The organism is Halalkalibacter krulwichiae (assembly GCF_002109385.1).
GTDB classification, from domain to species: domain Bacteria; phylum Bacillota; class Bacilli; order Bacillales; family Bacillaceae_D; genus Halalkalibacter; species Halalkalibacter krulwichiae.
Map to the genome: position 1 here is coordinate 3,966,290 of NZ_CP020814.1, position 26,107 is coordinate 3,992,396.

A 26,107-nucleotide genomic window follows, 5' to 3' on the forward strand; every position below is an offset into this window, starting at 1 on the left:
ATACCTTTTAATGAACAAGAAAAGAAGCCCTTGAAAAAGGTTTCTGACCACCTTTTTCAGGGACTTCTATTGCAACTTTAAATTACCTTTCGATCATCCTGATCCACTTTCACATCGCCGCCAGGAGGCAAAGGTGTAATCGAAAAACCAGTCCATGCATAAATGAAGGAAATAATCGGTACAACCAAATTTAAGATCGCATAAGGCGCATATTCTAACGGATGAACAGCTAACGTTGCGAATATGAAGATCGCACACGTATTCCATGGAACAAACACGGAAGTGAGGGTACCTCCATCTTCAACAGCTCGTGATAAATTTTTCGGGTGCAGTTTTTTGTCACGAAAACTTTGCGCATACATTCTTCCAGGTACGACAACAGAAATGTATTGTTCTGCCGCTGTCACATTTGTTATAAATGCGGTTGAAATAGCGGTTGAGACTAAGCCTTTTCCTGTTTTGGCGACTTTTAAGATTTGATTCACGATCGACTTGAGCATTCCTGTATTTTCTAAGACACCGCCAAATGTCATTGCGACAATCGTTAACGATACGGTGTACATCATGTCATCAATCCCGCCGCGGTTAAACAAGCTGTCAATCATCTCATTGCCAGACACAATCGAAAAGCCACCTTGAAGAGTATTAATGGCATCGCCGATCTGTCCGCCCTGAACAAATACTTGCGAAACTAACCCTAAGAATACTCCGACCGTTAAAGCTGGTAACGCAGGTACTTTTTTAGCTACTAGTAAAATAACGATCGCCGGAACGAGTAAGAGCCAAGGCGTAATGACAAAGTTCGCCTGCAACTGAGTCATAATTTCGCTAATTTGACCGTCCTCCATTGAAATCGTTGAAAACTGCCTGCCGAGAAACCAATAAACAACTAACGCAATAACGAGACCAGGAATCGTCGTGAAAAACATATGCTTAATATGCTCAAACAGATCGACTCCGACAACTCCGGCAGCCAAGTTCGTTGAGTCTGAAAGCGGTGACATTTTATCGCCGAAGTAAGCACCAGAAATGATTGCTCCTGCAATCATTGGCGCTGGAATTCCCATACTTAGCCCAATCCCCATTCCCGCTACTCCAATTGTTCCCATCGTCGACCATGAACTGCCGATCGCAAGAGCCACGATGGCAGCAATGACTGTAATCGAAACAAGGAAAAGAGAAGGGGAAATCAGTTTCAATCCATAATAAACCATAGTTGCAATAATACCGCCACCAATCCAGGCACCAATAATAATACCGACCATGATGATAATGACGATCGCTGGAAGAGCTAAGCGAATCCCTTTGTAAAGTCCTCCCTCAATCTCTCCCCATGAAAAGCCGCACTTTAACGCAATCAGAGCCGCTACAACCGTCCCAAGGATTAACGGAATATGCGGGTCACCGCCTACAATGACAATCGTATAAGACATCGCTGCAATCATAATAATTAAAGGAATGATAGCCCAACCAAAAGAAATCTGTTTCTCTTCTTGTTTCATCTGTCTTCCCCCGTCCATAAATTTGTATGCGCTTTCAATTTTTTAACGTTTTCACAACAGCTTGTGCGAGGATCTCCACCCCTGTAAAAATGGCCTCCCGCTCAAATGTCATATATGGATGATGCAATCCTGGTGTTAAGTTCGCTCCAAGTCCAAGCATGGTCGCTTTCAAATGCGGACGTTTAATCGTGTAATAATGAAAATCATCGCCGCCTGATGTGACAATCGGTCCCACGAACCTTTCTTGTCCAATCACTTCATTAATAGCTGCTTCCATCATAGACTCAGCTTGCTTATGTACTTCTGCTGCCGGAACATAATCGAGAACATCGAGCCTGATCTCAACGTCATACAGCTTTCCAATCGCTTCGATTACATGTTCAACTTTCGTTTGAAGTTGATCTAACACTTCGTTCGATTGAGCACGCAAATCAATCGAAAAAACAGCCGACCCCGGAATAATATTGGCATTCTCTCCACCAGCCTGAAACTTTGTCAGTTTGACTGAATGAGGAACTTGCGGATCAGCATAGATCCCTTTTAGCTGTTCAACGATCGCCGAACCTACTTCAATCGCATTGACTGCTAGATGAGGCCGCGCTCCATGGGCATCTTCACCTATAATCTTTCCTTCAAAAAACAATCCAGCTCCATGGATAATCGCCGGTGTCGCTTGTCCTCCTTTGAGCTCTTGCACCGGTCTTACATGAACACCATATAAGTAATCGACATCATCAACCACTTGCTTTTCAACCATTTTTAACGCACCATTGCCTACTTCTTCAGCCGGTTGAAAAATAAATCGAACGGTCCCTTTTGGTAGCTCCTGTTTTCGTAAAGTCAGCAGTACTCCTATTGCAATCGTCATATGGGCATCATGAGCACAAGAATGGTTCGCCTGAATCACTCCATTGACTTCCTGACCGAGGGCATCGATGTCAGCACGAACAGCCACAACAGGCATGCCGCTTCCAATTTCAGCAACCAAACCCGTACAATCTGGAAACGTCCTCACAACAACGCCCTCTTGTTCAAGAAGCTGTTTGATATAAGCAGTCGTCTTCTCCTCTTTCCAGCTTAGCTCCGGATGGCTATGAAGATGGTCAAATATTTGAAGCAACCGATCGTGCAGGCTCTCTACTATTTGCTTCATAACGCTCCCCCTTTCGCAAAAAGAATCTTTCTCTCTCCGTTCTCTTCCTTTGTATCAAAGCCATAATATCCCGTTGTTAGCAATGCTTTTTGTTGTTCGTAATCGGTCATCACTACGGCTATAACGGTCTGTAAATCTAACAAGCGATGCTGTTCTAAGTCTTTTAAAAAGATGTATCTTCTTTTGCCGCTATATTTCTCTGTGATTTTAACTATTAGCATCTCTTGTTTAAACTTATCTTTGACACTTGGAACATTCGTCGGAAACACCGTGCAACAAAGATAACGATACGGAAGCTTCTGCTCTTGAAACTTTTTCATAATTAGTTGAGCTAATTGATTTTGCAGGCGATTTCCACGGTATTGAGGAAGCACACAGCTTAATTCCTGATGAACGACTTTTTCTTGTTCTTCCAATGAGAGACCTAGGTCACGACCTAGATTTTCCGGGTGATCCCTAGGGAACAAAAGCACACGAAACGCAATCAATTGCTCGCCTACGAAAGCTCCTATCATCAGTCCCCCATCACTAAATACATGTTCAAACTCTTCAACTGTAAGGGGCTGAAGCGATTCTTTCACTTCAAGATGCCAGGTAACTTGCTGCTGAACTTGTAAAACTTGTGAAAGATGCTGTTTCGTTAGGGTACGTACTAGAAAAGGCTCCTCGCACTTCGTCGTTTGATTCACCAATGTTCCCCTAGCAAGGATTTCCATGCTAGCAATCCCCCTTTATCACATCATGCATGTCTGTTAACTCAAAGAGTACATCTTCATCTACTTCAACCCCAAGTCCCGGTAAGTCATTGAGTTGAATATACGGAAGGTCGTACGTCAGATTGCCGACATCTTTTGTGAACTTTAATGGACCTGTTAACTCAACACTTGTAATGTTTTTCTTGGAAAAGGAAAGATGAAACCCAGCCGCTGAGGCGATCGATGATTCGACCATTGATCCAACCTGACAGGTGATGCCAGCCATTTCTGCTTGATGGACGAGTTTCATTGCTGGATAGATTCCGCCACATTTCATTAATTTAATGTTTACTTTATCAGCCGCTCGTTTGGCAATGATTTCACGCATCTCTTTCTTGCTATGTAATGCTTCATCGGCCATTACAGGAAGACGGCTTTTCTGCTTCACTTCTACTAAAGCGTCAAGATCATCAGCTAAAACAGGCTGCTCAATCCAATCAATCTCGCAATCCTCAATTTTGTTTAAAACAAATAAAGAATCAGCACTTGTCGTCCAGCCTTGATTCACATCAACTCGGATCACAATCTCATTTCCGACTTTTTCACGAACCGCACGAATTCTTTCAATATCTTTTCGTTTATCGGTTCCGACTTTCAATTTTAAAACTTTGTAGCCTTGCTGAACCGCTCGCAGCGCGTCTGCTGCCATTTCCTCAGGCTCAAGAATACTTACGACATGAGCAACGGGGAATTGCTCATGATACTTCCCGCCAAGTAGTTGATAGACCGGTTGTTTCAATGCTTTGCCAATCAAATCATAACAAGCGATATCGACTGCTGCCTTTGCTGTCGGTGCGTGGTGGATAACTTGATTCATCTTGTCATGAATTTTCTCAAGGTGAAACGGATTCTCTCCGATCACAGCGGGAATCAACGTATTTTTCAACACTTGATACGTACTTGCCCACGTCTCACCTGTTACATGTTCATCCGCAACGGCTTCTCCGTAACCAGACAACCCATTGTCTGTTTCTATTTTGACAATGACAGAAGGAATCGACGTGTACGTTTCGTAGCTGACGATAAACGGTTCTTTTAAAGGCAGGTGAATTCCATAAAGATGAACAGCTGTAATTTTCATAATAATATCCGCTCCCCCTACACACACTTAACATGTCGTTTAGTTGTCGTTAATTAATAACTATGATATATTGTCAATAATATTTCGTCAATTGCGAATTTTCATTTCAAGGAGAGAACGATGAAAATAAAGATTGCTGTATTTGGTTCACAAGAGTTTTTCAACCAAGTTAAAACGTATGAAGATCAAGTGAAGAAGATCGAACTCATTCCTTACATATATAAAGACCCCGGGATACGACTTTTCTTATTAAGAACCTAAAACCATGTGATGTCCTATATTTCTCTGGACTGCTGCCTTATCTTTATGCAAGTTCTGAAAGAAAGAAACTACCGATTCCAGCTGTGTACCAATCTTTCAATGAACACGCTCTAACATTGTCACTCTTTTGGATTCAACAGCACCACCAACTTCCGCTGGAACGGATATCGATTGACCTAGCCGATCGCTCTTATCTTGCAAATGTCTTAAACGACTTACAAATAACCGTGAAACCTCTTCACGTGATCGACTATCCAATGATTTTAGAAAAACGCGTCGAGCAATTTGACTTAGATGAGATCGAAGCATTTCATACCTCATTACAAAATCAAGGCTCGACAAGATTAGCCTTAACAAGCGTGCACGCCATCTACGACCGACTAACGGCAAAAGGAATCCCGTGCTTAAAAATGCTCGAACCGCAAAAAAGCATCATCGATTGTCTAAAAGAAGCCAAAACAATCGTACAATTAGAAAAGCGTAATCGTGCGCAAATTGCAGCCGGTCTCGTCAAGATCGAATCCTTGAACGACGTGTCAAAGTCTCGATCAAAACAAGTAGGTGCGATCAAAGATCAGCTTGTACAGTTTGCCAAAACGATTCAAGCCTCTATTCAAATCGAGGAGGATAATCTAAAGCTTTTCGGGACAAAAGGCAGCATTGCAGATGCAACGAGGCAATTCCAGTCGTTTCCCGTTTTTACAGGAGAAGCAACAAAGATTCAGATTGGATTTGGATTTGGGAGGACAGTGAAAGAAGCAGAAAATCATGCGGAAATGGCTTTAACCTATGCGAAAGAAGCACCGTATCAACAAAGTGTCTTTATCATGACTGAGGAAAAACGAGTCATCGGCCCATTAAACGAAGACAAAAAAGAACACAACACCAAAACCGAAAATGAAGAACGACAAATCCTTGCGAAAACGTTGCAAATAAGCACAGCGAACGTAAATAAGATCATTCAATTTGTGAATCAGAGAGAAACCTCTTCTTTCACGTCAAATGATCTTGCTGACTATTTAGGCGTTAGCCGAAGAACAGCCGAGCGACTCCTTAAAAAGTTTGCGACACATGGCTATCTAACAACAGTCGGAGAGGAAATGCCTTATACAAAAGGACGTCCAAGAGCGATTTTCGAACTAAAGTTATCAATGCATATATTGAAGGATTGAGACAGGCGGGCACAGACGGTGCCCGCCTCTTTATCGCTTCAAGAAATGTTAAATTTCACACGCACACGAACCAAGTCCTGGACTGAACCATCTGCAGCACTTCTCGTATACACTTCAAGCACCCCAGTACTAGCGGTAGGCTGCTGATCAAAAGGAATGACATCGTGAAAACGGCTAAAAGCAGGTGCTCCGAACTCAGCCGTTGTAAAGCGTTCTCCCGTTACCCCAACCCCATTATCATCAACAACTCGGTACAAAACATTCGCTTCAAAAGCCCTCGCGTATCCACTTATCCCACTACGGTCAAAAATCACGTTTCCCGCAAATGGTTCGGTAATCACGATGTTTGTAGCAAGCGGCAAAGGCACAATCAGCCTCATCCCAGGATAAAGCACATCTTCTGATACCGTGACTCGATTGGCATTCGCTTGAATCAAGGAGCTGACCGTGATTCCTAGCTGTTCGGCAATCAAGGAAAAGCTATCACCTACCTCCACTTCATAGACAGCGGCCGGAACTTGAATTTGCTGATTTTGATAAAGAAAAGTTGGATTTTGAATCGTTGCATTAATTCCCGCTAAAAGATCTGGTGTCGTAAAGAAACGCTGAGCCACCCTCCAAATCGTCTCCCCCCCGCTGCACCACATACAGTGTTACCGTCTCACCCGAGATCGTCTTAGGAATGATTAGAACTTGATTCGGATACATTTGATAAGGCTCAACAAAAGGTGGATACAAAGCATTCGCCCGAGTGATAGCCGCAACGGTACTGTCATACCTCCCCGCAAGACGGTACACCGTATCTCCCGGCTCCACCGTATGCAAAATATGCGTCCCAAACATCATCGCCATACACACCGCTCCTTTTGGATGGATATTCAATTTTATGATGTCGAAACAGGAAGATATGCTTGATTTTTGAGCTAGAGAGGAGTGGGAGGATTGTTGCGTAAATCAGCTACGAGAAAAAGGTACCTGTCAATCCTCGAATTTCGAGAATGACAGGTACCTAAACAATTAAGCACCCTTTTTGCTGACCTCCTGTCCAGCTATATCAATTATTACAGCCGGTTCATTTGTTGCTTTTGCGGCAATTAATCCAATAACAAAACCAATTAGGCCAGTAACAAACCATCCAGCTCCATATTCAAATAATGGAATGAATCCAAAGAAACCATTTATTGTTTCTGATGACATACCTGCATCCTTTAAAGCATCTACAATTGCTATCACGCCAACACCAATCACCGTTCCTTTATAAACAGACTGATGACCACCAAATAGATTGTTCGTTAAGATTAAAACGATCAAAGCAATTGCCAAAGGATACAGCAAGAGTAAAATTGGAGATGCTAATTGAAGAATCTTACTCAACCCAAAATTTGTAATGACTAAACTCATAACAGAAAATATCAGCAGCCATTTTTTGTACGATATTCCCGGTAAAATTCTTTCGAAATATTCGGACACAGCTGCTAAGCAGGCAACATTTGTTGTAACGGCTGTTAGTAATATAACAGTTCCAATAATATAAATCCCAAACTGGCCAAATAGAACGATTGAACTTTGGGCTAATACTTCTCCGCCATTATCTTTTAGTCCGATTGCATCGACACTTGAGGCACCTAACCATGCCATTGATACTTGTAAAGCAATCAGCCCTAAAACCGTTATCAATCCAGCTTTAATAAAAAGCTTAGAAACTGCTTTTTCAGACTTAATACCTAATGAACTAATTGATTTTATAAAGATACCTCCAAAAACAAAGGCAGCAAGAACGTCCATTGTATAATACCCTTGTGTAAACCCTTTCAAGAAGGTGCCACTCAGATAATTTTCTTGAGGTTGTCCAATGTTCCCCATAGGTGTTAAAATCGATTTTGCTATTAGCACAATTAATAAAACGGAAAAAACCGGTGTGATTATCTTCCCTAATCGATCTACAAACTTAGTGGTATTCCATGAGAGTAATATCGTAAAGAAAATAAAAACAACAGAGAATATCAGTAAATAAATACTAGTATTTGTATTCGTTTGAACTAACGGATTTATTGCAATCTCATATACAACCGATGTAGTTCGGGGATTACATAAATGGGCCCAAGCGTTAAAAAAAGTAATATCGAAAAAATGACTCCGAACAGAGGGTGGACTCTCCCTGCAAGTTTTTCTACGGTCCCTCCCCTCGAGTTAGAGCAACAATTGCTAATAATACCAAACCCACCCCTGTTATTAAGAAGCCACCCATAGCAACCCAAGTGTTCGTTCCTGCCTGTTGACCCACCATTGGTGCAAAAATAACGTTGCCGGCACCTAAAAACATTGCAAAAAGCATTAAACCAATAGCAAGTACTTGTGAAAATGGTAATCTATTTTCCATTATGTTTCCCCCTAAATTAAACTAAAAGAATACATCACTTCTTCCACTATTCCGATTTACTCTCTCCCTAAGATTTTCTAATTAAATATATCTATATCCTACTTTTAGAAGATCGTTAACAAAAAAGCAATAACTATTATCTTCTGGACCTGACTTAGTAAACTAAATTTGCCTTCTTTTGCTGACTCTTCCTAATATAAAGCCACCAGCGAGAGTTCCAATTACAGCATTTGTTCGCTTATTAAACATCTGTTTGACTACCAAGTTAAGGTTTTGAGGCCGTTCAGCCAAACGTCGCATGAAATAGCCATACCAGTCTACTCCAAAAGGCACATAGATACAGACGTTATATCCTTCCTCTGCTAACTTTAATTGCAAGTCTTTCCGAAACCCATAAAGCATTTGAAATTCAAACTTTTCGTTTGGAATCTTCTTTTCTTTTACAAACGCTTTAACACGATTAATAATATTGTGATCATGTGTCGCAATAGAAGTAAACTTTCCATTTAACAGATGATACTCTATTAGTTTCATAAAGTTTCGATCTATCTCATCTTTGTCTTGATACGCCAGGCTTTCCGGTTCTTTATAGGCACCTTTTGCGATACGCAACCGGTAACCTTTATATTTTTCAATGTTTGTTTGAGATTGATAGAAATAAGCTTGAATAACAGTACCGATATTCTCAAAGTCTCTTAAAAGTTCATCAATGATATCAAAGGAAGGTTGTAAGTGACTATGATCTTCCATATCAAAGTTAATAAAAATATTATATTTATGAGCTACCTCGACAATCTTTCTTAGATTTTCTAAACAGAAATTGTATTCAATATCAAGACCTAATTGAGTAGGTTTTAATGAAATATGAGCATCTAGTTTATTTTCTTGAATCGCTTCAATGACCGCGATAATTTGTTCTGTTGCTTTAGTGGCTTCTTCCTTTTCAAACACAAACTCTCCTAAGTTGTCGATTGTTGCAGATATCCCTTTTTCATTTAATTTTTTAACACTTTGCACCATCTCTTCAATATTGGTTCCAGCAACAACAGATTGTGCTCCTACTTTGAGTCCCCATTTTTTAGCACTGTTGTTCAGAAGTTTATTTTGAGAAAGAAATATAAAGAAATCTTTGGTTAATCCCATAGTAGTAATTTCCTCCATTTAAAAATTTCTATCTTATCTTTATTCATGACGTGTGTAGACTACTAATATCTACTTTAATAAGAACCCCTCAGTATAAGGGTCAGTTGAATCCAATGAAAATTTATGAATCCCTGTAATCCACGCTGCTCCTGTTATTTTAGGAATGATCGCTTGAAACTGTTGAATATTCGTCTTGCCGACTACCGTTCCTTTAAATGTAGAACCTATTATACTTTCCTGAATGATTTGATCACCGATTTCAAGATTCAGAGTAGCTAGTTTTGCACATGTACCAGTACCACAAGGTGAACGATCTATTTGTCCATCTCCGAATACAACTGTATTTTTGTAATGATTTCGTCCTAGCTCTAAGCTAAACTCTACTAGGTCAATTGAATTAATAGCTGGTATCTCAGGATGACAAATCCGTAATTTCTCATTCGCCGCTTTTCTAATGGCCAACCCTAACATTTCAATCGTGTCTTGCTCTGCGATCTTTAGTTCTAAACCAAACTGTCTTGCATCAACAATCGCAAAGAAACTCCCGCCAAAAGCGATATCCATTATCACCTCACCTACATTTCTCACCAAAACATTTACATTCTTTTGTAATAGGAATGCTGGAACATTAATAAAAGAGACTTCCTTGACTTTTTCCTGCTCATAAGCAATTTGGCATTCTACGACCCCAGAGGGAGTGTCAAGAAATACTTTGTCTTTTTTCTCAAGTAGACCATTATTAATGGCTACTGTAACGGCCGCTATCGTTCCGTGCCCACACATGTTTAGATAACCTCCGCTATCCATAAATAAAACACCTAGATCACAGTTGGAATCGCACGGTTCTGTTAAAACAGCACCGAACATATTTAAATGTCCTCTCGGCTCGTGCATAAGAAGCTTTCTAACACTATCCATTTCCGACTTCATATGAAGTTTCTTTTCCATCATTGTTTTTCCGTGAATTTCTGGAATTCCATTTATGACGATTCTCGCCGCTTCCCCCATCGTATGAGCATCAATTGTCTCAATAAAATCCACCAAATCTCCCAATTTGTTCCCCCCAATAAACATTTTGTTTTTCTACAAAAACCATATATGCAACGACCGTGCCAATTCTCAAAAGTCCTACTATTCCTTATATTGCAATACTTCTGTAAGTCCAGTAGAATTGTAATTGTTTATTTTTTTTACAAAATTGTAATCTTCCACTTAACATTTACAATGATTCTAAGAAAGGGTGTACGTTATGGGGGAAAATGTGCTTGACCATTCACTTGATTACTTGAAGGCTTTGATCAGTACAAGCTCGGACGCTATCGTGATCATTAACTCATCTGGGGTAGTAAAGTACTGGAGTCCACAGGCTGAGGAGATCTATGGCATACCATTAAACGATATACAAAATAAAAAATTAAGTGATTTTTTCAAAAAAGACAGCTTAAAACTACTTGAAATCCTTAAAACGAGAGAACCTGTATTTAATGTTTATCACCAACCAAGGAAAGACAAGCACGTGTTAATTAGTTCATCTCCCGTTTTTGATCAATCAGGAACATTAATCGGCGCTATATCAATCGATCAAGATATTACAAATACCGTGAAATTAAATGAAAAACTCACCCTCACAACAACTCAATTACAAAAAATTAAACAGCAATATAAAATGCAGGAGCAAATAGGACCATTTTCCGATATTAAAGGCACCAGCCCAGCTTTAAAAAACGTAAAGGCTTTAGCTAATAAAATTGCAAAGACAGATGCTACCGTTCTGGTTCATGGCGAAAGTGGAGTAGGAAAAGAGTTGTTCGCACAAGGAATCCATGAAGCAAGTCTCAGAAAGGATCAACCTTTTACTGCCATTAACTGCGGCGCAATTCCTGAAGCACTCTTTGAAAGTGAATTCTTTGGCTATGAAAAGGGATCCTTTACCGGTGCTTATAAAGATGGGAAAGCAGGCAAAGTAGAAATGGCTAATGGAGGAACATTATTTTTAGATGAGATTGGTACACTTCCAATAGATATGCAGGTAAAATTATTAAGAGTTTTACAAGAAAGAGAAGTAACTCGTATTGGTGGAAACAAACCTATAAATGTAAATATTAGAATTGTAGCTGCCACTAATAGTGATTTAAAAGAAATGGTTCAAAAAGGATTATTTCGAGAAGACTTATATTATCGCTTAAATGTTGTCACCCTGAGCATTCCTCCACTAAGAGAAAGAATTGAAGATATTCCGTTGTTAGTTAAAGGTTTCATCCATGAGTTTTCTATTAGATATCAAAAAGAAACTCCTCAACTACTAGACAGTGCTATAGAGATGTTTATTAATTACCATTGGCCCGGTAATATTCGAGAACTAAGAAATGTTGTTGAAAGAATTACTATATTAACCGATAAATCTCACATTCACGCAGAAGACATCACTTCTATTTTTCCTGCCCAAATAACTGAAAATGATATCGATAGAGATGGATTGGCACAGGAAAAGGCCCTATTAGAAAAAGAGCGCATTGAAGAAGTTCTAATAGAAACTTACGGAAATAAAAGTGCTGCCGCAAAAAAATTAGGTATATCAAGAGTAAGCCTTTACAATAAAATCAAACAATATAGCATAAAAACCTAACATTAGGATCATAAACAAACCCTTCTTGAACTATCAAGAAGGGTAATTTGCAACCATCAAATCAATACATTTCTGAAATTGTTTTTGCCATCATAAGATGTGTTAAGTAATCTGGACTCCAGCTTTTGAATCAGTAACAGACATTTTAAATCTACTAACGGATGATAACAAACAATCGCCACGGCTGCTCAATCGAGGTCAGCATCTTTGTCTACAACAACTGTATCCTTACCACCCATCTCAACAATTACTCTTTTAAAATGAGTTTGCCCTGGATGTACGGATCGCTGTCCTTTCATACAACCTAGTTCCTACTTCACAAGACCAGTAGTCGTAATTAATGCTGTCTTAGGATGATCAACTAAATAATCACCAACTTCTGCTCTACTACTCAATAATTACACTCTCTTACAAAATTAATAAATTGCTCAATTGCCGGAGAATCTTGGCCCTCGCCCCAAGCCAGCGCTGTTTTCATCCTATATCCCCCATCTTGAATCGGGACATATAGAACATTTTCATTATCTGCAAACCTTAACGAGTTTGGTACAATCGCTACTCCCAGTCCGGAAGCGACTAATGAGATGATTGTTTGTAATTCCTGTGCTTCTTGAACGGTATTTGGACTAAAGCCAGCATGATAACAGAGGCTGATAATCAAATCATAATAGCCAGGCCCAGATATTCGTGTAGGCATAATAAAGCGTTCATTAGCTAGATCGATTAACTTGATTCCTGATATTTCTTTGTCATGAAACTGCTCCCTAGGCAAAGCCATCACAAAATCCTCTTCACGTAAAAAGGCAAGCTTCAACTTCCTCTCTTCGATAGGAGGAATTAAAATGCCAATATCAATGATTCCTTCGTTAAGTGCTTTCACTTGTTCGGTTGTAGTTAAATGTTTCAGAAGCAATTTCACATTCGGGAATTCGCTCTGGTAATTCCGGATAATCGAAGGCAATATGTCGTAAGTTACAAAGCCCGTGAAGCCGATTTTAATTTGTCCTAACTCCCCACTCGAAACACTTCTCGCTTCATCACATGCCTCTGTTACATTTTTTAAAATTTCCTTTGCTCGAAGCAAAAACACTTTCCCAGCTTCCGTTAACTCCACCTTTCGTTGTGTTCGGTGCAATAGCTTCACGCCAATTTCTTCTTCTAGTTGCTTAATTTGATGACTCAATGCTGGTTGTGCAATGTGAAGGTTTTTCGCCGCATTGCCAAAATGAAGTTCTTTTGCGACTGTTGTGAAATATCTCAAATGCCTTAACTCCATTTGTGAACCCCTCCTTATTGATATTTTTTATTTATCAATCTATCAAATTTAGATATTAGATTTATTAATTTATGTAGTATACAGTTTAATTAACTGAAATGAAAGATTTTTCAGACAAATAGAAAGGAGAATGTTGATTGTGAATGTTTTTACCCAAACGAACCAAAGATTGATCGATCTCACTTTAGAAGTAAAGTCCGCTGATTCTTGGATTCAATTTCCAAGAAACATTGTAAGTGGCGCAGAAGAACCACCAACTAAAATGAAAGCACTCACTACGATTGGAAAGCAAGGATCATTTGTTCAAACATTTTCAACAACGACTCATTCGTACACACACATTGATGCTCCAGCTCATTTTTTTCCTAATGGCACTCCTATTAATGAAGTTTCACTTGAACAATTAGTTGGCGAGGCAGTTGTCATTGATATGATGCATAAGCAACCGTCTGAAGGCATTACTGCAAAAGATCTTGAAGATTCAGGAGTTGAAGTGAAGAAAGGAGATATCGCTATCATCCGCACAGGGTGGACCGATAAAGCTTTCGGCACTCAAGAGTTTTGGGAGAAAATGATATATTTGTCTGAAGACGCAGGAAAATGGCTTGCGGAAAAGAAAATCAAAGCGCTATTAAATGACTTCATGACAGATTTGGCACCGCTCTCAACTTGCCCAAAAACCGGTTCATTGATTGCTAATCCAAAAAACTCCTACCCTAGTCATCACACATTGCTTGGAGCTGGTATTGTGTTAATCGAATGGTGTACAAACTTAGTTTCTATTCAAAAAGAAAGAGTTATAGTGGTTGCTTTACCATTAAAGCTGAAAGACGGAGATGCTGCTCAAGCTCGTGTAATCGCGATTGAAAGTTAAGCAACATTAGTGAAAATAAGATTTGTACGAAAGGTGTGTGATGAGTATGAATGTAATCATGGTCGTTGTATTCCTTTATTTTTTAATGATGATCGCAATCGGAATTGTCTTTAGTAGAGTAAAAATGGACCATTCTAAATTTCTCTTAGGTGGAAAAACATTACCCGGTTGGGCACTTGGACTTTCAGAGAGAGCAACTGGTGCCTCAGCATGGATCATGATCGGTTATACCGGATTTGTTTTTTCAACTGGTTTATCTGCAATTTGGGTATCGGTTGGATCTGCGATTGGAATTATTACTGCGTGGGCCTTCCTTGCTAAACGTTTTATTAAAGTAAGAGATAAATATAATGCCCTAACGATCCCAGGTTATTTAGCAGGGAGATTTGGAAAACATAGTCGTCTCATTCAAAGTCTAGGCGGAATGTTAATCATTGTGTTCTTCATGTTTTATTTAGGTGCACAAATAGCTGGTGCTGGGAAAACCTTCTTTACGACTTTTCAAATTGACCTTGTCACAGGGATGATCATTTGTACTATCATCGTTATCGCCATTTCGTTTGGAGGAGGCTTTATCTCAGTCGTTTGGACCGACGTAATCCAAGGAATTATGATGCTTGCAACATTGACAATTGTTCCCATTCTTGCTTTATATCAAATATCAACAAATGACCTATCAATAAGTGTTGCTCTTACAGAAGCAGGTCCAGGATTCGATTCATTAACAGGCGGACTAACTGGCTTTGCTTTAGGAGTGTTATTATTTAACAACTTTGCGTGGCTCTTTGGGTATTTAGGGGGGGAACCTCAGTTAAGTGCACGTTTCATGGCTTTAAAGAATGAAAGAGATGCCAAAATCGGGTTAACAACAGTTGTCATTTGGTCGGTTATTGTTTACTTCGGTACAACGATCATAGGATTGTCAGCGCTTACATTATACGGTGCGGGTAGCTTCTCTGATCCTGAAACGATTTTACCGTTTATGATTATGGAGCTTGCTCCCCCTTGGATTGCTGGTCTATTGCTTGCAGGTATTATCGCAGCAATTGTAACAACTGCAGATTCGCAATTGCTCGTTGTTGTAAGTTCAGTCAGTGAGGATATTCTCCACAGAGGCTTAGGCTTAAATTTATCTGACAAACAATTGGTGAATATTTCAAGACTAACAGTTATTGTTGGCGCACTTGTCGGACTCGTTGTTGCGCTTACTTCCAATGCGTTAGTGTATGTAGTCACAAGCTGGGCCTGGGCCGGAGTCGCATGTACACTTTCTGCGGCGATTATTCTAGCCTTCTTTTGGAATCGCTATTCAAGCATCGGCGTAATCTCGACGATTTTGTCCGGATTAATTTTTACAATTATTTGGATCTCCACACCACTTGATCAAATCATTACTGCTCGAATTACGACGTTTTTCATTGCTGGATTTTTCGGAATTGTCTTTAGCCTACTTTTCCCTGATATAAACCAAGATTCAAATCATACAGAGAAAACACAACCAACACTCAATACTTAAAAAAGGAGCTGTTCACTTATGCATTTTAACCCTACGTATCATCCTTATTCTTCTTTTCAAACACCTGTCTTTGCTAAAAACGGGATGGTGGCCACATCGCAGCCACTTGCTTCCCAAGCTGGTTTAGATATTTTAAAACAAGGTGGAAATGCCATTGATGCGGCGATTGCAACTGCCGCTTGTTTAACTGTATTGGAACCAACTTCTAATGGCATTGGTGGAGATGCGTTCGCTCTCGTTTGGGTGAAAGACCAATTATATGGGTTAAATGGTAGCGGTCCCTCCCCTCAATCGATTTCGATTGAGGCGCTGAAAGCACTAGGGCATGAAAGAATTCCGCAATTCGGATGGACTCCTGTAACCGTACCGGGGGCACCTGCTTCTTGGGCAGCTTTATCAGAACGTTTCGGAACATTACCACTCATTGATGTTTTACAGCCGGCTATTCAATATGCTGAAGAAGGCTACCCGGTTTCTCCAGTTTTAAGTAAATATTGGGAAGAAGCCTACGAAAGCTACAAAACTCAATTAACCGACAAACAGTTTCATCCTTGGTTTGACACCTTTGCCCCAAAAGGAAGAGCTCCAAAAGCGGGAGAAATATGGCGCTCACCTGATCACGCTAGCACACTCAGGCTAATCGGCGAAACAAATGCTGAGTCATTTTATTTAGGAGAATTAGCGGCTAAAATCATTGCATTTTCAAAGCTGAATAACGGCTTCCTTGATTTTGTAGATCTCCAAACGTATAAACCAGAATGGGTCGATCCAATTAAAGTTAATTACCGCGGCTATGACGTATGGGAGATTCCTCCTAACGGCCAAGGACTAATCGCATTGATGGCCCTCAACATCCTGGACAAATTTGAAATAAAAGAAAAAGAAAACCTTGATACGTACCACATGCAGATTGAGGCAATGAAACTTGCTTTTGCCGATGGACAGCAATACATTACCGAACATGACAAAATGCCACTATCAGTTGATCAACTTCTCTCTTCTGCTTATGCGATAGAACGCGGTCGCCTCATTACCGATAAAGCTCAATTACCGGAGTGTGGCTCTCCCGCCTATAGCGGCACCGTCTACCTAGCAACAGCAGATGATCAAGGCAATATGGTGTCTTTTATTCAAAGTAACTACAAAGCATTCGGGTCAGGGCTTGTTGTACCTGGAACAGGCATTGCATTACAAAACCGTGGCTATAATTTCTCACTCGATCCAAACCACGCTAATCGGCTCGAACCAGGAAAACGTACGTATCACACTATTATTCCTGGCTTTTTAACAAAGGACAATAAAGCGGTCGGTCCCTTCGGCGTAATGGGCGGGTTTATGCAGCCACAAGGTCACTTACAAGTTTTGATGAATACAATTGATTTTGGTCTTCATCCACAAGCTGCCCTAGACTCTCCTAGATGGCAATGGATTGATAACAACACCGTGGAAGTCGAACAAACCTTCCCTAACCATATCGCAGAAGCACTCATACGAAAAGGCCACAATGTAAAAGTCAATCTCGACTACGGAAACTTTGGCAGAGGCAAATTATCTGGAAAGATCCAGAAAGCGGTGTCTTATGCGGGGGATCAGAATCAAGAACCGACGGATTTGTGGCCGCCTGGTAAAAAATGCGCTCATGACACAAGGTTTTACCTCAACCTTCGTGTCATGGGTTCCACTAATTCAAAACTCCACCCTACACCCATAATCATTACAACTAATAATATTAAAAACAAAAAAAGAACCCTAAGCAATCGACTTGGTTACAAGTATTGCGCTTAGCGTTCTAGTTGATCTGATTTAACAAAAGGCTTTAAAAAAGTAGCGATCTCTTCGACCAGTTGTCTTGAATTTAAATCCGCGGATTCCGTTCCTTTTTTGTAAGCATCCTCTAAAATTTTAACGAGATGCTTTTGTGTTAATTTTTCGATATCTTTCACGGCACTCATGTCTTTTTAATTCCCCACCTTAGTTTCATGAATTTCACAAGCGCACTACTCATTCTATTTATCTATGTCTAAAGTAGCGTTTTTAACAAATCTACTTTCCTATCATACCATTAGAATTTTCTAAACTGTATCATCGTTTATCGACAAATTCCGCGTTATTCCTTGTAGAATCCTACCATTACCAAATTTAACCATGAACCAACACGTGACAGCAAAGCAAATCTAGTTTATCGTTAGTTGTAGACTGCAAAATGGGAGGATTATGATCGTGTTTTGTCAGAATTGTGGGGAGCCCTTAAATGAAAAGGCTCGTTTTTGCTCAAATTGTGGAGAAAAAGTAATCGAGCAGGCGATCGAGAAAGAGCCATCTCCTATTGAAGTAGAGAATGAAACGATGGTAGAATCAGAGGTTGCCGCAACGGCTGAATCCCCTCTACCACAACAAAATGAAAAGCGTGTGAAACGAATCCAACGCACCTTCAAAAAGGGACCGCTTTTAATCCCTGTGATTAGCCTGTTACTAGTCTGTAGCGGTGTATCAGCAGCGTATTACCATGAAACGAATAAAAATGAAGAAGTGCTTCACTTGCAACAAGCAGCGGAACAAGCTGCGTTAAGTGGTGAATATTCGAAGGCTGAAGAGCAACTAGAGCAAGCTTTACATATTCGTCCTGCTTATTCTGTGTTAGAGCAGAATTTGGAGGCCGTTCGTCGTGCTTCCGTATATACTGCTGAGTTGGCAGCAATTACTGATCAAATGCGTAAACAGGAGTTTCTTGATGCCGAAGCGAGTCTTTTTTCTTTAAAAGAAGCGATTGGCCAAGAAGTTGATCCGTTGTTTGAAGGATTTAGTGAACTGTTGACCGCCAAAGAAGTGACGATCGCTGTTGGCAAAATTAAGCAGGAGTTAAGCGAGCTTACGACCGTAAGTCAATTAGCCGATAAGCTGAACCGACTTGCGACGTTATCAACAGAAGAAGCAGCCGCTGTAAAAGAACAGATTTTAACAAAAATGGTTCAGATTTCAAGTGAACAAGCCCAGCAACAGCTCGAGAATAAGCAGTTTTCTGCTGCGATCGCAACGATCAACCAAGCACTTGAGTATGTAAGAGATCATCAAACATTGCTTTCGTTTAAGGAGAAAATTGAACAGGAGCGAAATGCGTTTGAACAAGCTGAGCAAAACCGGCTTGAGCAGGCACTCGAAGCAGCTGCCCAAGAAGAGCTCCAAAACCAAACCGCTGCTGTTGAAGTCATTTCATTCGATTACGAAGTCGATGAGTTCGGTGATTTGTACGTGAGCGGCGAAATTAAAAATGTCGCGACAAAAGATATTTCAGCCGTGACTATTGAATATGCAGTGTATGACGTTGAGGGTGAACACCTTTATGACGGGTCAACAACCGTCTATCCTTATTACATCGGCCGCGGCGAACCAGGATCATTTGAGGATACAGTGTTTTATCTTTTTGAAGAGGTAGACGTTGAAATTGAAAACATCTCATGGTATGTCGAATAAGGAGCGAAAGAAATGAAGAAACAGTGGATCATCAGCAGCTTGCTGACCGTCTTCATCTGGGGAGCTGGTGCTTATGCATTTTTCTCCATAAAAGATGATGTACCGAGTCAACTAAATACGGAATCTATGCTTCTAGCAAGTGCCCCACTTGAAGGAGAAGATCCGTCTGCAGAAAGAGAATTAAAAGAGATTATCGATGAAACACAAAAACTCGTTGTTCACATTGAACTTGAGGACGACTCTCTCGGCTCTGGTTTTTTATATAACGACCAAGGCGATGTCGTCACGAATGCCCACGTCGTCGGCAATGCGACAGAGGTTCAAGTGAAAACGACCGACAACCGCGAATTTTCCGGTACTGTTATCGGCCTTAGCGAAACGATTGATGTCGCGCTCGTTCGTGTCGACGGCTTAAAAGGAACAGAGTCTCTCAACATGAGGAAAAAAAAGCGTGCTGAAGTAGGCGATGAAGTGCTGGCGATCGGAAGCCCGCTTGGTTATCAAAATACCGTGACGACCGGGATTGTCAGTGGCTTGGAGCGAGCATTTGAAGTTCCTCCTTATCACTACGAAGACATGTATCAAATTTCCGCACCGATTGCTCCAGGCAATAGCGGCGGTCCGTTGATTGACCGTAAAACCGGAGAGGTGCTTGGCATCAATTCGGCTGCCGCCGATCAAGGGTCGATTGGCTTTAGTATTCCGATGCCTAATGTGATTACACTTATTGAAGGCTGGTCGAAAGAACCGATGACAACTTTGCCAGTTCTCGATTTCACATCAAATTCCGTTGAATATGAGTATGACACCAATTTAGACGAAGACTACGCACAATTTCTCGTAAGCTACTTTTACGAAAGCCTTGATCAGCAAGACTATGTCACAGCCTATTCGTTGCTTGGCAGCTCATGGCAAGGAAATCTACCTTATGAAGATTTTCGAGAAGGCTATATCGATACGAAGGCCGTTTCAATCGAGGAACTTACAGTGAACAGCAGTGAAGAGATTACCGTAGTCGCCATTATTACAGCACAAGAACGTACGGACGATGGCGATACGTTCAGCCAGTACAGAGTCACTTACACGATCGGTTATGAAAATGATCAAATGAAGATCCTCTCCGGTTGGGGCGAGGAGTTAGAATAGCAACGAAACCGTCGGCAAAAAGCATCTCGCGTGAAAACGAGGTGCTTTTTGGTGTTTTTTTAGCTTTCTTTTGGAAAATACTCTGAGCCTCTCCCCTGACAGGCACGGCTTTCCCCATCATTCGTATGATAGAGAAAACAACACATACGGAGTGACGATCCAATGAATAGACTACAAACAAACTTAACACCCCTCCTCCCCGCTTTCATTCATACGAAAGAAGGAAAACGTTGGGGATACATCAACAATCAAGGGCAATTCGTGCTCCCTCCTCAATTTGAGGAAGCAGATGATTTTCAGGAAAACGGGATGGCGATTGCTAGGCTGAACGGGAAAGTCGGGTTAATAAACGACACAGGGCAATTCGTTATCGAACCACAATATAATTCAATGTTGCCCTTTACAGAGAACCGCGCCATTGTGACGGATGATGAAGGTTTTTCCGTTATCAATGAGCAAGGTCAGGTGTTAACAAAAAAAACATACGGACTGATTAACCCTTATCAGGAAGGCAGAGCGATTTTTGCCGAGACGCGCGACGATCAATTTTTGTATGGCTATTTAGATGAGGATGGAAACGAGCATATTCCACTACAGTTTGAACTCGCTTATGATTTTTCAGATGGCAAGGCTCTTGTGAAAATCAAGGAGAACGAGTTTGCTCTCATTAATCGTGATGGACACATCGTTCAAAGCTATCCTTATGCGTCGATGATGAGCTATAGCGAAGGACTTATCGCCTTTGCAAAAACGTACCAGGATAATTGGGGATATGTAGATGAACAAGGAACTGTGATGATCGAACCACAGTTCACTTACGCTTTGCCATTTCAAAACGAGCGCGCAATCGTCAATGCTGCAGAAGGCATCGACAATCAATATGGCTTGATTAATCGCGATGCGAGCTACATTCTTCCACCAACCTATCAGGATATGACGCAACTTGGCAACGGGCGTGTCGCGGTTGGGCGCGCGTTCGATCCGGAGCGCCCCTTTACTGGCTCACGCTACGGAATCGCTACGACCGACGGCTCCGTGTTGACCGATTTTCTTTATGATCAGGTTGCCGAATATAAAAATGGACTCAGCTCGACGACAGCCGGCCAGTTCACTTTTTTCATTAACGAAAGTGGCCAGCGTGAGCCCTCGCTTCCTGTGATCCCAGGCATCGGTACAATCACGATCATTGATGATGTCATTCAAGCCAATGTCGACCACAGTTTGTCCTATTATGATCGTGCTGGCAACATTGTCTATCAACCTAACACCGTCTTCCCACTCGACGACCAATACCGAATTCATATTCGAAAATACAGCCCGAACAAAGATTATCTCGTCTATTATCCACAAATTGAAGGAATGACAAACGGCGAAGCTGAGAAAAACGTCAATGCCATCCTTCGTCAAAAATCACTCGTACTCCCGGTTCCATCGACTCAGTTGGATTACGGCTACTACGGTGATTTCTCGGTAGCCTTTTTCCAAAACCATTTGCTCATCTTAAAATTAGAAGGCTACCGCTATCCATTTGGCGCCGCACACGGCATGCCGTACCAAGTGCACGTCTCCATTGATTTAGGTACCGGGCAAATCTATCAGCTTAAAGACCTTTTCAAACAAGATAGTGACTATGTAAAAGAATTAAGTGATATCGTTGGCCAACAGATAAAAGACCAAATGGAACAAGGGCATACCTACTTTTTCCCAGACCAATACCGCGGCATCACACCCGACCAAGCCTTCTACGTAACCGATGACGCACTTGTCCTTTACTTTGAACCATACGAAATCGCAGCTTATGTTGCCGGTTTCCCTAGCTTTACCATCCCTTTTAAAGAAATCGAGGGAATCCTTGATTTTACTAGTTCATTTTGGCGATCTTTGCATGAATGAATGTTGAAAGGCCACTTGTATGAAGTGGCCTTTCTTTATTAATATAACGGTTGATAAGGCCGTTGCTGCCCTTGCTGGGGCGGACAATGAGGAAAAGGATTAATATCTTGAATGCTATGAAAATCATAATGCTTCAGAGCAAATTGAGCCTGATACAAATATTCCATTACATATATTTGTCCTCCATACGCATCACACAAAACCCCTGACGTACCTTGACCGTTCTTAAAAGACACACCAATCGGCTGCCCCATGAGTTGCCACACCTTTTGTTGCCAATTCATTAAAGATCTCTCCCTTCCGTTTACTTTATGTGGGAGAGTGTTTAGGGGTGAGGGTAGGCTGAGGCGTTTTGCTCCTACCTTGATGATAATGAGTTCTTCTTAACTTCCATTGCCTTCGCAGCCCACTAAAAAAAGCCAACACACATGTGCTGGCTCAAACAATCATTATAAACCTTTAAAATCTTCCTCGGATAGGTAAAATTCCCTAATCATGTCTCGAACAACTAGGTCAACGGCTTTGACCTCTCCTAGGTTGATTTGCTTTAACTCTACTAAATCTTCTTCTTCAAGCTGCTCAAACAAGGAGTTCTTTGTTTCAATTAACTTTTGAACATAGTTAATAAGTTGCTTCTTCCCAACGGTTTCAGACACACTAAATCCTCCTTTTGTTAATCGACAAAAGGTATTAAATTCGGCAACTGGCTAGCATAGTTTCATAACTTTAGCCCCTATAGTTTTGCGTCATCACTTTTCAATGATTTTGCCCTTTCGTTCGATTAGGTTTTTAGTTATATGCTTATTGTACTATCGTTGTAGTGAAAACGGTAGGGGTTATTTTATTTTTCTTAACGTTTATTGAAGAGATAATTAGTATCTAAATATCATTGCTCCCTTATCTAGGAAATTCAGTTAGTAATTTCAAGGTATTACTCCTATATTTCCCCTGCATTTCGGTTTACTAAAGTAATAGCCATGAATTTTGATCGGTTGGTGTATGAGACCCAAAAAAAGCCACCACACCCTCTCTTACCAAAGGCGTAGTGGCTTTCCCTTATTCCTCAAACGCATCCGGATAAACAGTTGTATTAAACACTTCACCGGTCTCTGCGTTTTCTAAATGAATTGTTACGTCAATCTTATCTGGATCGTCTCCGTTAAAGATCTGATAATACATCCCAGTCATCGCTAATCCTAATGCAGCGAATCCATCAAAGCTATTTTCAAAAGCTTCTTGGTCAACAACGAGCGTAAACTCTGAATAAGATTGGTTCGATCTCACATCCGCAATTGATGGGTAATCGTCACTCTGTTTGATTTCTTCGATATTCGCTTCAATTCCCTCTCTCATCTCGCTCATCATTTCGTTATGAGTCGAGCGCGACATTTTATACGTAAGCGAGCCATCCTCATTTTCTGTTACTTCTTTTACGCCGGCTTCTTTTGCATCAGCGATCACTTGGTCGATGTCTTGATCTTCAAGCATCATTGGCGGAATCGTAATTTCGACGTTCAAGAGACCACGGTCAACTTCAACCGATTGCTCGTCCTCCTCCGTTGCTTCTTCCTCTTCCCCAGGGGCTTCAGCTACTTCATCGGCATCAAGTTCCTCATCTGCTTGTGGCTGTCCGCACGCTGCGAGAAACGCAATAAACAGCACTATGAATAACCATGTTACATTCTTTTTCATTTAAAACCCTCCTATTTGGAAAATAAAATCCATTTACTAGTATGCCAAATAAAGGTGTTTTTAACAGGCTGTTTTAGGGTGATTGTTGCTTAAGGACATATTGCGCCCGAACTGCTAAGGGAGATGTCCTTTAGACAACTTCTCTCGGACACTTCCAACCCCTTCTCCCGCGAGACTGTCCTTTAGACGACTTCTTTCGGACACTTCCAACCCCTTCTCCCGCGAGACTGTCCTTTAGACGACTTCTTTCGGACACTTCCAACCCCTTCTCCCGCGAGACTGTCCTTTAGACGACTTCTCTCGGACACTTCCAACCCCTTCTCCCTCGAGACTGTCCTTTAGAACCCTACGCTCTCCAAGTAACCAAATAAAAACCTTGAAAGAAGTAACCTACTTCTCTCAAGGCGCATAGCGAAAGGAGCTATCTCCATCTTATTTTTAAACATTCGGCAGCGATACATCCAAGACAGCTACTCTTCCTCCTTTGACGACTTCTAAGCATTCGTGAATCGCATCTCGTAATTCATCTGCTCGTTCCACTTTTTTGGCGTACGCTCCTCCTGCGGCTTCGGCGATCTTTGATAGGTCGGCGTCTGGGGTGAAGTCGACGAAGAATTGATTCGTTTGTTGGGCGATGCCGGTTGGGTGTACACCGAGTGTCGATAGTTTCGGTGATTTCCAGCCGTGATTGTTGTAAATAATTGTTAGGAAAGGTGTTTCGTAACGTTTGGCCATCCAGTGAACCGATGATGGGATGCTGAATAAGTAGGAGCCATCCCCGTTAAGCTTATAACCGTTTTCGTCGGGTCCGCTAATTTCATACCGATTGCCGCTCCTCCGTTCCAGCCAAGTGATCCAGCTCCGCTTCCAAAGAGCATCCCACTGCGGTTTAGCTCAAGGTGGTTCGAGATCGTTGGATAATTGGAAATGCCTTCGTTGACGACAATCGTATTTTGGTCAATGATTTCACGGACACAAGCGGTTAAGTATTCGGGTGTAATCGCATCACCGTCCGGCTCCTCCATGAGACGGAAAGCTTGTTTGCGTTCATGGTGAATGACCTCAAATTTTTCCCAACGATTAGAAATTTGTTCTTGATCAAGGTCGCTTATCGCGCTCAATTTTTCATTTAATTGCTCAAGGGCAATCTGCGAGTCCGCTTTAAAAAAGTTTTTCGAAGGAATGTACCAAAGTGGCATTTGCTCCTTAATCGGGTCAGCATCGATGTAGTAAATTGTCGCTTCGTTTCCTGGCTTATTTTTTAACGGAATCCAAGGCACGTCACTGTCTAGCACTAAAATGACATCGGCTTGTTCGAGCCATTTGTTTTGTTCCGGTGTGTTCCATTGATAACCGATGTGCATCGCGTGATCAGCCGGGAAGTTCACATAGTTCGGGCATGATTCCAATACGGGAATGGCCAATTGTTCTGAGAGACGGATTAACTCATTCACGGCTGCTTCGTTTCGCCCTAAATAAGAGGTAACGATCAGCGGGTTTTTGGAGTTTCGTAAATCATTGGCTATTTCTGTGACTTGTTTTGGCGGGAGTGCACTTGGAGCGATCGGCTCCCACAAGCTCGGATCGATCGTAACCTTTTCTTCCAGCTGTTCTTCCATTACTTCCCGTGCCCCATTAAATAAACCGGGCCTTTCGGTTCGCTTTTCGCAAATTGCATCGCACGGTGGACAAGTTGTTTGACATTTTTTCCAGAGCGGATTTCGTGATTGTATTTTGTATAGCCACGCATGATGCCGCGTTGGTCGAAGACATCTTGAATCCAGTGAATGAATTCATTGCGACTTCCGGTCAGTTCCCCTTCTTGTGTGAACGGCGACGCCCCAGCGAATATTAGGACAGGCACTCTTCCTTTAGCTGCATTGTGGATCGCACCGCCTAAGTTTTGCGTACCGCATTCGACGTGGATGATGACCGCTTGTGGGATGCCTGTTTTTTGAGCGTACCCGTGAGCTGCGCTTAAGGCGACCATTTCATTCGGGCAGACGATAACCTCAGGTAGTTCCCGGTTATCTCGTTGTGCTTTCGCTAAACTTTCAATCATCGCTGGATGGTCACTGCCTAAATTTGCAAAAATATAAGAAACATTTGCTTCCTGTAACGCTTCTAAAAAAGCGGTGCTTGTCGTATACATTAGATCTCCCTCTT

At 41.4% G+C, this 26,107-nt stretch carries 24 protein-coding genes, 3 pseudogenes and 1 riboswitch; of the genes and pseudogenes, 9 read left to right on the forward strand and 18 right to left on the reverse strand.

What is annotated here, in order from left to right:
* Window positions 1-77 precede the first annotated feature (77 nt).
* From nhaC to BkAM31D_RS20015, 4 genes are read right to left on the reverse strand one after another with little or no spacing between them, the layout of a single operon-like run.
* A complete protein-coding gene (gene nhaC / locus BkAM31D_RS20000; RefSeq protein ID WP_066156991.1) occupies window positions 78-1,502 on the reverse strand; it encodes a Na+/H+ antiporter NhaC in 1,425 nt (474 codons plus the stop codon).
* Window positions 1,503-1,536: 34 nt separating this feature from the next.
* Window positions 1,537-2,655, reverse strand: coding sequence for a M20 peptidase aminoacylase family protein (locus BkAM31D_RS20005; RefSeq protein ID WP_066156994.1), 1,119 nt, complete (start codon window positions 2,653-2,655; stop codon window positions 1,537-1,539).
* Window positions 2,652-3,371 carry a hypothetical protein gene (locus BkAM31D_RS20010; RefSeq protein WP_066156998.1) on the reverse strand — a complete coding sequence of 240 codons (720 nt, stop codon included), beginning with the start codon at window positions 3,369-3,371 and terminating at the stop codon, window positions 2,652-2,654. The genes BkAM31D_RS20005 and BkAM31D_RS20010 overlap by 4 nt, the downstream gene beginning before the upstream one ends.
* A gap of 1 nt (window position 3,372) precedes the next feature.
* Entirely contained in the window at window positions 3,373-4,491 is a 1,119-nt protein-coding gene (locus BkAM31D_RS20015; protein ID WP_066157001.1) for a mandelate racemase/muconate lactonizing enzyme family protein, read from the reverse strand.
* A 120-nt stretch (window positions 4,492-4,611) separates the two neighbouring features.
* Here BkAM31D_RS20015 and BkAM31D_RS23755 point away from each other — a divergent pair, with 120 nt between their 5' ends.
* Together BkAM31D_RS23755 and BkAM31D_RS20020 are read left to right on the forward strand one after the other, a co-directional pair.
* The gene (locus BkAM31D_RS23755) at window positions 4,612-4,752 is read left to right on the forward strand and encodes a hypothetical protein (protein WP_157108294.1); all 141 of its coding nucleotides are present in this window, start codon (window positions 4,612-4,614) and stop codon (window positions 4,750-4,752) included.
* A gap of 116 nt (window positions 4,753-4,868) precedes the next feature.
* Complete coding sequence (locus BkAM31D_RS20020) at window positions 4,869-5,924, forward strand: Fic family protein (protein ID WP_157108295.1); 1,056 nt, start codon at window positions 4,869-4,871, stop codon at window positions 5,922-5,924.
* 38 nt (window positions 5,925-5,962) lie between these two features.
* Here BkAM31D_RS20020 and BkAM31D_RS20025 read toward each other — a convergent pair whose 3' ends face one another.
* From BkAM31D_RS20025 to BkAM31D_RS20045, 5 genes and pseudogenes are all read right to left on the reverse strand, one after another.
* Entirely contained in the window at window positions 5,963-6,538 is a 576-nt protein-coding gene (locus tag BkAM31D_RS20025; RefSeq protein ID WP_066157006.1) for a LysM peptidoglycan-binding domain-containing protein, read from the reverse strand.
* The gene (locus BkAM31D_RS20030) at window positions 6,492-6,776 is read right to left on the reverse strand and encodes a LysM peptidoglycan-binding domain-containing protein (protein WP_066157012.1); all 285 of its coding nucleotides are present in this window, start codon (window positions 6,774-6,776) and stop codon (window positions 6,492-6,494) included. The genes BkAM31D_RS20025 and BkAM31D_RS20030 overlap by 47 nt, the downstream gene beginning before the upstream one ends.
* A 165-nt stretch (window positions 6,777-6,941) precedes the next feature.
* Window positions 6,942-8,304 (reverse strand): annotated as a pseudogene (gene brnQ, locus BkAM31D_RS20035) (branched-chain amino acid transport system II carrier protein).
* Between the two features lie 162 nt (window positions 8,305-8,466).
* Entirely contained in the window at window positions 8,467-9,447 is a 981-nt protein-coding gene (locus BkAM31D_RS20040; RefSeq protein WP_066157018.1) for a proline dehydrogenase family protein, read from the reverse strand.
* A gap of 69 nt (window positions 9,448-9,516) precedes the next feature.
* Window positions 9,517-10,455 (reverse strand): proline racemase family protein, encoded by a 939-nt coding sequence (locus BkAM31D_RS20045; RefSeq protein WP_066157604.1) that lies wholly within the window; start codon window positions 10,453-10,455, stop codon window positions 9,517-9,519.
* Window positions 10,456-10,696: 241 nt separating this feature from the next.
* Here BkAM31D_RS20045 and BkAM31D_RS20050 point away from each other — a divergent pair, with 241 nt between their 5' ends.
* Window positions 10,697-12,073, forward strand: a complete 1,377-nt coding sequence (locus BkAM31D_RS20050) for a sigma-54 interaction domain-containing protein (RefSeq protein ID WP_066157021.1) — start codon at window positions 10,697-10,699, stop codon at window positions 12,071-12,073.
* 191 nt (window positions 12,074-12,264) lie between these two features.
* Here BkAM31D_RS20050 and BkAM31D_RS23760 read toward each other — a convergent pair.
* Both BkAM31D_RS23760 and BkAM31D_RS20055 read right to left on the reverse strand, forming a co-directional pair.
* Window positions 12,265-12,462: pseudogene (locus BkAM31D_RS23760) on the reverse strand (aldehyde dehydrogenase family protein); the annotation flags it as partial.
* Window positions 12,463-12,464: 2 nt separating this feature from the next.
* Window positions 12,465-13,349 (reverse strand): LysR family transcriptional regulator, encoded by an 885-nt coding sequence (locus tag BkAM31D_RS20055; protein ID WP_066157023.1) that lies wholly within the window; start codon window positions 13,347-13,349, stop codon window positions 12,465-12,467.
* 139 nt (window positions 13,350-13,488) lie between these two features.
* On the opposite strand from BkAM31D_RS20055, the gene BkAM31D_RS20060 reads away from it, so the two are divergent.
* The 3 genes and pseudogenes from BkAM31D_RS20060 to BkAM31D_RS20070 all read left to right on the forward strand — a co-directional run bounded on the left by BkAM31D_RS20060 (window position 13,489) and on the right by BkAM31D_RS20070 (window position 17,367).
* Complete coding sequence (locus tag BkAM31D_RS20060; RefSeq protein WP_066157025.1) at window positions 13,489-14,223, forward strand: cyclase family protein; 735 nt, start codon at window positions 13,489-13,491, stop codon at window positions 14,221-14,223.
* Window positions 14,224-14,269: 46 nt separating this feature from the next.
* The gene (locus BkAM31D_RS20065) at window positions 14,270-15,739 is read left to right on the forward strand and encodes a sodium/proline symporter (protein WP_066157027.1); all 1,470 of its coding nucleotides are present in this window, start codon (window positions 14,270-14,272) and stop codon (window positions 15,737-15,739) included.
* An 18-nt stretch (window positions 15,740-15,757) separates the two neighbouring features.
* Window positions 15,758-17,367, forward strand: a pseudogene (locus BkAM31D_RS20070) (gamma-glutamyltransferase family protein).
* Window positions 17,368-17,520: 153 nt separating this feature from the next.
* Here BkAM31D_RS20070 and BkAM31D_RS23765 read toward each other — a convergent pair.
* Window positions 17,521-17,691 (reverse strand): YwzD family small protein, encoded by a 171-nt coding sequence (locus tag BkAM31D_RS23765; RefSeq protein WP_157076864.1) that lies wholly within the window; start codon window positions 17,689-17,691, stop codon window positions 17,521-17,523.
* A 268-nt stretch (window positions 17,692-17,959) separates the two neighbouring features.
* On the opposite strand from BkAM31D_RS23765, the gene BkAM31D_RS20075 reads away from it, so the two are divergent.
* The 3 genes from BkAM31D_RS20075 (at window position 17,960) to BkAM31D_RS20085 (ending at window position 22,249) form a co-directional block, all read left to right on the forward strand.
* Window positions 17,960-19,210 (forward strand): FxLYD domain-containing protein, encoded by a 1,251-nt coding sequence (locus tag BkAM31D_RS20075; RefSeq protein WP_066157030.1) that lies wholly within the window; start codon window positions 17,960-17,962, stop codon window positions 19,208-19,210.
* Window positions 19,211-19,222: 12 nt separating this feature from the next.
* A complete protein-coding gene (locus BkAM31D_RS20080) occupies window positions 19,223-20,356 on the forward strand; it encodes a S1C family serine protease (protein ID WP_066157033.1) in 1,134 nt (377 codons plus the stop codon).
* 162 nt (window positions 20,357-20,518) lie between these two features.
* Window positions 20,519-22,249 carry a WG repeat-containing protein gene (locus BkAM31D_RS20085; RefSeq protein ID WP_066157035.1) on the forward strand — a complete coding sequence of 577 codons (1,731 nt, stop codon included), beginning with the start codon at window positions 20,519-20,521 and terminating at the stop codon, window positions 22,247-22,249.
* A gap of 38 nt (window positions 22,250-22,287) precedes the next feature.
* Here BkAM31D_RS20085 and BkAM31D_RS20090 read toward each other — a convergent pair whose 3' ends face one another.
* The 6 genes from BkAM31D_RS20090 to BkAM31D_RS24580 all read right to left on the reverse strand — a co-directional run bounded on the left by BkAM31D_RS20090 (window position 22,288) and on the right by BkAM31D_RS24580 (window position 26,093).
* Entirely contained in the window at window positions 22,288-22,533 is a 246-nt protein-coding gene (locus BkAM31D_RS20090; protein ID WP_066157038.1) for a hypothetical protein, read from the reverse strand.
* A 165-nt stretch (window positions 22,534-22,698) separates the two neighbouring features.
* Window positions 22,699-22,905, reverse strand: a complete 207-nt coding sequence (locus BkAM31D_RS20095; protein WP_066157041.1) for a hypothetical protein — start codon at window positions 22,903-22,905, stop codon at window positions 22,699-22,701.
* A 39-nt stretch (window positions 22,906-22,944) separates the two neighbouring features.
* A riboswitch (cyclic di-GMP riboswitch) is annotated at window positions 22,945-23,029 on the reverse strand.
* 276 nt (window positions 23,030-23,305) lie between these two features.
* The gene (locus BkAM31D_RS20100; protein ID WP_066157045.1) at window positions 23,306-23,941 is read right to left on the reverse strand and encodes a hypothetical protein; all 636 of its coding nucleotides are present in this window, start codon (window positions 23,939-23,941) and stop codon (window positions 23,306-23,308) included.
* 438 nt (window positions 23,942-24,379) lie between these two features.
* On the reverse strand, window positions 24,380-24,757 hold the full coding sequence (locus BkAM31D_RS24570; protein WP_306807475.1) for a thiamine pyrophosphate-dependent enzyme: 378 nt from the start codon (window positions 24,755-24,757) through the stop codon (window positions 24,380-24,382).
* Window positions 24,646-25,560 carry a hypothetical protein gene (locus BkAM31D_RS24575; RefSeq protein WP_257391607.1) on the reverse strand — a complete coding sequence of 305 codons (915 nt, stop codon included), beginning with the start codon at window positions 25,558-25,560 and terminating at the stop codon, window positions 24,646-24,648. Before BkAM31D_RS24575 ends, BkAM31D_RS24570 begins: the two co-directional genes overlap by 112 nt.
* Window positions 25,560-26,093, reverse strand: a complete 534-nt coding sequence (locus BkAM31D_RS24580; protein WP_257391608.1) for a thiamine pyrophosphate-binding protein — start codon at window positions 26,091-26,093, stop codon at window positions 25,560-25,562. Before BkAM31D_RS24580 ends, BkAM31D_RS24575 begins: the two co-directional genes overlap by 1 nt.
* Window positions 26,094-26,107 lie beyond the last annotated feature (14 nt).

What these genes read in the sequence shown, in the direction of transcription:
- nhaC (WP_066156991.1), bottom strand. Translation starts at nt 1,502, where the DNA reads ATGAAACAAGAAGAGAAACAGATTTCTTTTGGTTGGGCTATCATTCCT.
- BkAM31D_RS20005 (WP_066156994.1), bottom strand. Translation starts at nt 2,655, where the DNA reads ATGAAGCAAATAGTAGAGAGCCTGCACGATCGGTTGCTTCAAATATTT.
- BkAM31D_RS20010 (WP_066156998.1), bottom strand. Translation starts at nt 3,371, where the DNA reads ATGGAAATCCTTGCTAGGGGAACATTGGTGAATCAAACGACGAAGTGC.
- BkAM31D_RS20015 (WP_066157001.1), bottom strand. Translation starts at nt 4,491, where the DNA reads ATGAAAATTACAGCTGTTCATCTTTATGGAATTCACCTGCCTTTAAAA.
- BkAM31D_RS23755 (WP_157108294.1), top strand. Translation starts at nt 4,612, where the DNA reads ATGAAAATAAAGATTGCTGTATTTGGTTCACAAGAGTTTTTCAACCAA.
- BkAM31D_RS20030 (WP_066157012.1), bottom strand. Translation starts at nt 6,776, where the DNA reads ATGGCGATGATGTTTGGGACGCATATTTTGCATACGGTGGAGCCGGGA.
- BkAM31D_RS20040 (WP_066157018.1), bottom strand. Translation starts at nt 9,447, where the DNA reads ATGGGATTAACCAAAGATTTCTTTATATTTCTTTCTCAAAATAAACTT.
- BkAM31D_RS20045 (WP_066157604.1), bottom strand. Translation starts at nt 10,455, where the DNA reads ATGGGGGAAGCGGCGAGAATCGTCATAAATGGAATTCCAGAAATTCAC.
- BkAM31D_RS20050 (WP_066157021.1), top strand. Translation starts at nt 10,697, where the DNA reads ATGGGGGAAAATGTGCTTGACCATTCACTTGATTACTTGAAGGCTTTG.
- BkAM31D_RS20055 (WP_066157023.1), bottom strand. Translation starts at nt 13,349, where the DNA reads ATGGAGTTAAGGCATTTGAGATATTTCACAACAGTCGCAAAAGAACTT.
- BkAM31D_RS20065 (WP_066157027.1), top strand. Translation starts at nt 14,270, where the DNA reads ATGAATGTAATCATGGTCGTTGTATTCCTTTATTTTTTAATGATGATC.
- BkAM31D_RS23765 (WP_157076864.1), bottom strand. Translation starts at nt 17,691, where the DNA reads ATGAGTGCCGTGAAAGATATCGAAAAATTAACACAAAAGCATCTCGTT.
- BkAM31D_RS20080 (WP_066157033.1), top strand. Translation starts at nt 19,223, where the DNA reads ATGAAGAAACAGTGGATCATCAGCAGCTTGCTGACCGTCTTCATCTGG.
- BkAM31D_RS20085 (WP_066157035.1), top strand. Translation starts at nt 20,519, where the DNA reads ATGAATAGACTACAAACAAACTTAACACCCCTCCTCCCCGCTTTCATT.
- BkAM31D_RS20090 (WP_066157038.1), bottom strand. Translation starts at nt 22,533, where the DNA reads ATGAATTGGCAACAAAAGGTGTGGCAACTCATGGGGCAGCCGATTGGT.
- BkAM31D_RS20100 (WP_066157045.1), bottom strand. Translation starts at nt 23,941, where the DNA reads ATGAAAAAGAATGTAACATGGTTATTCATAGTGCTGTTTATTGCGTTT.
- BkAM31D_RS24575 (WP_257391607.1), bottom strand. Translation starts at nt 25,560, where the DNA reads ATGGAAGAACAGCTGGAAGAAAAGGTTACGATCGATCCGAGCTTGTGG.
- BkAM31D_RS24580 (WP_257391608.1), bottom strand. Translation starts at nt 26,093, where the DNA reads ATGTATACGACAAGCACCGCTTTTTTAGAAGCGTTACAGGAAGCAAAT.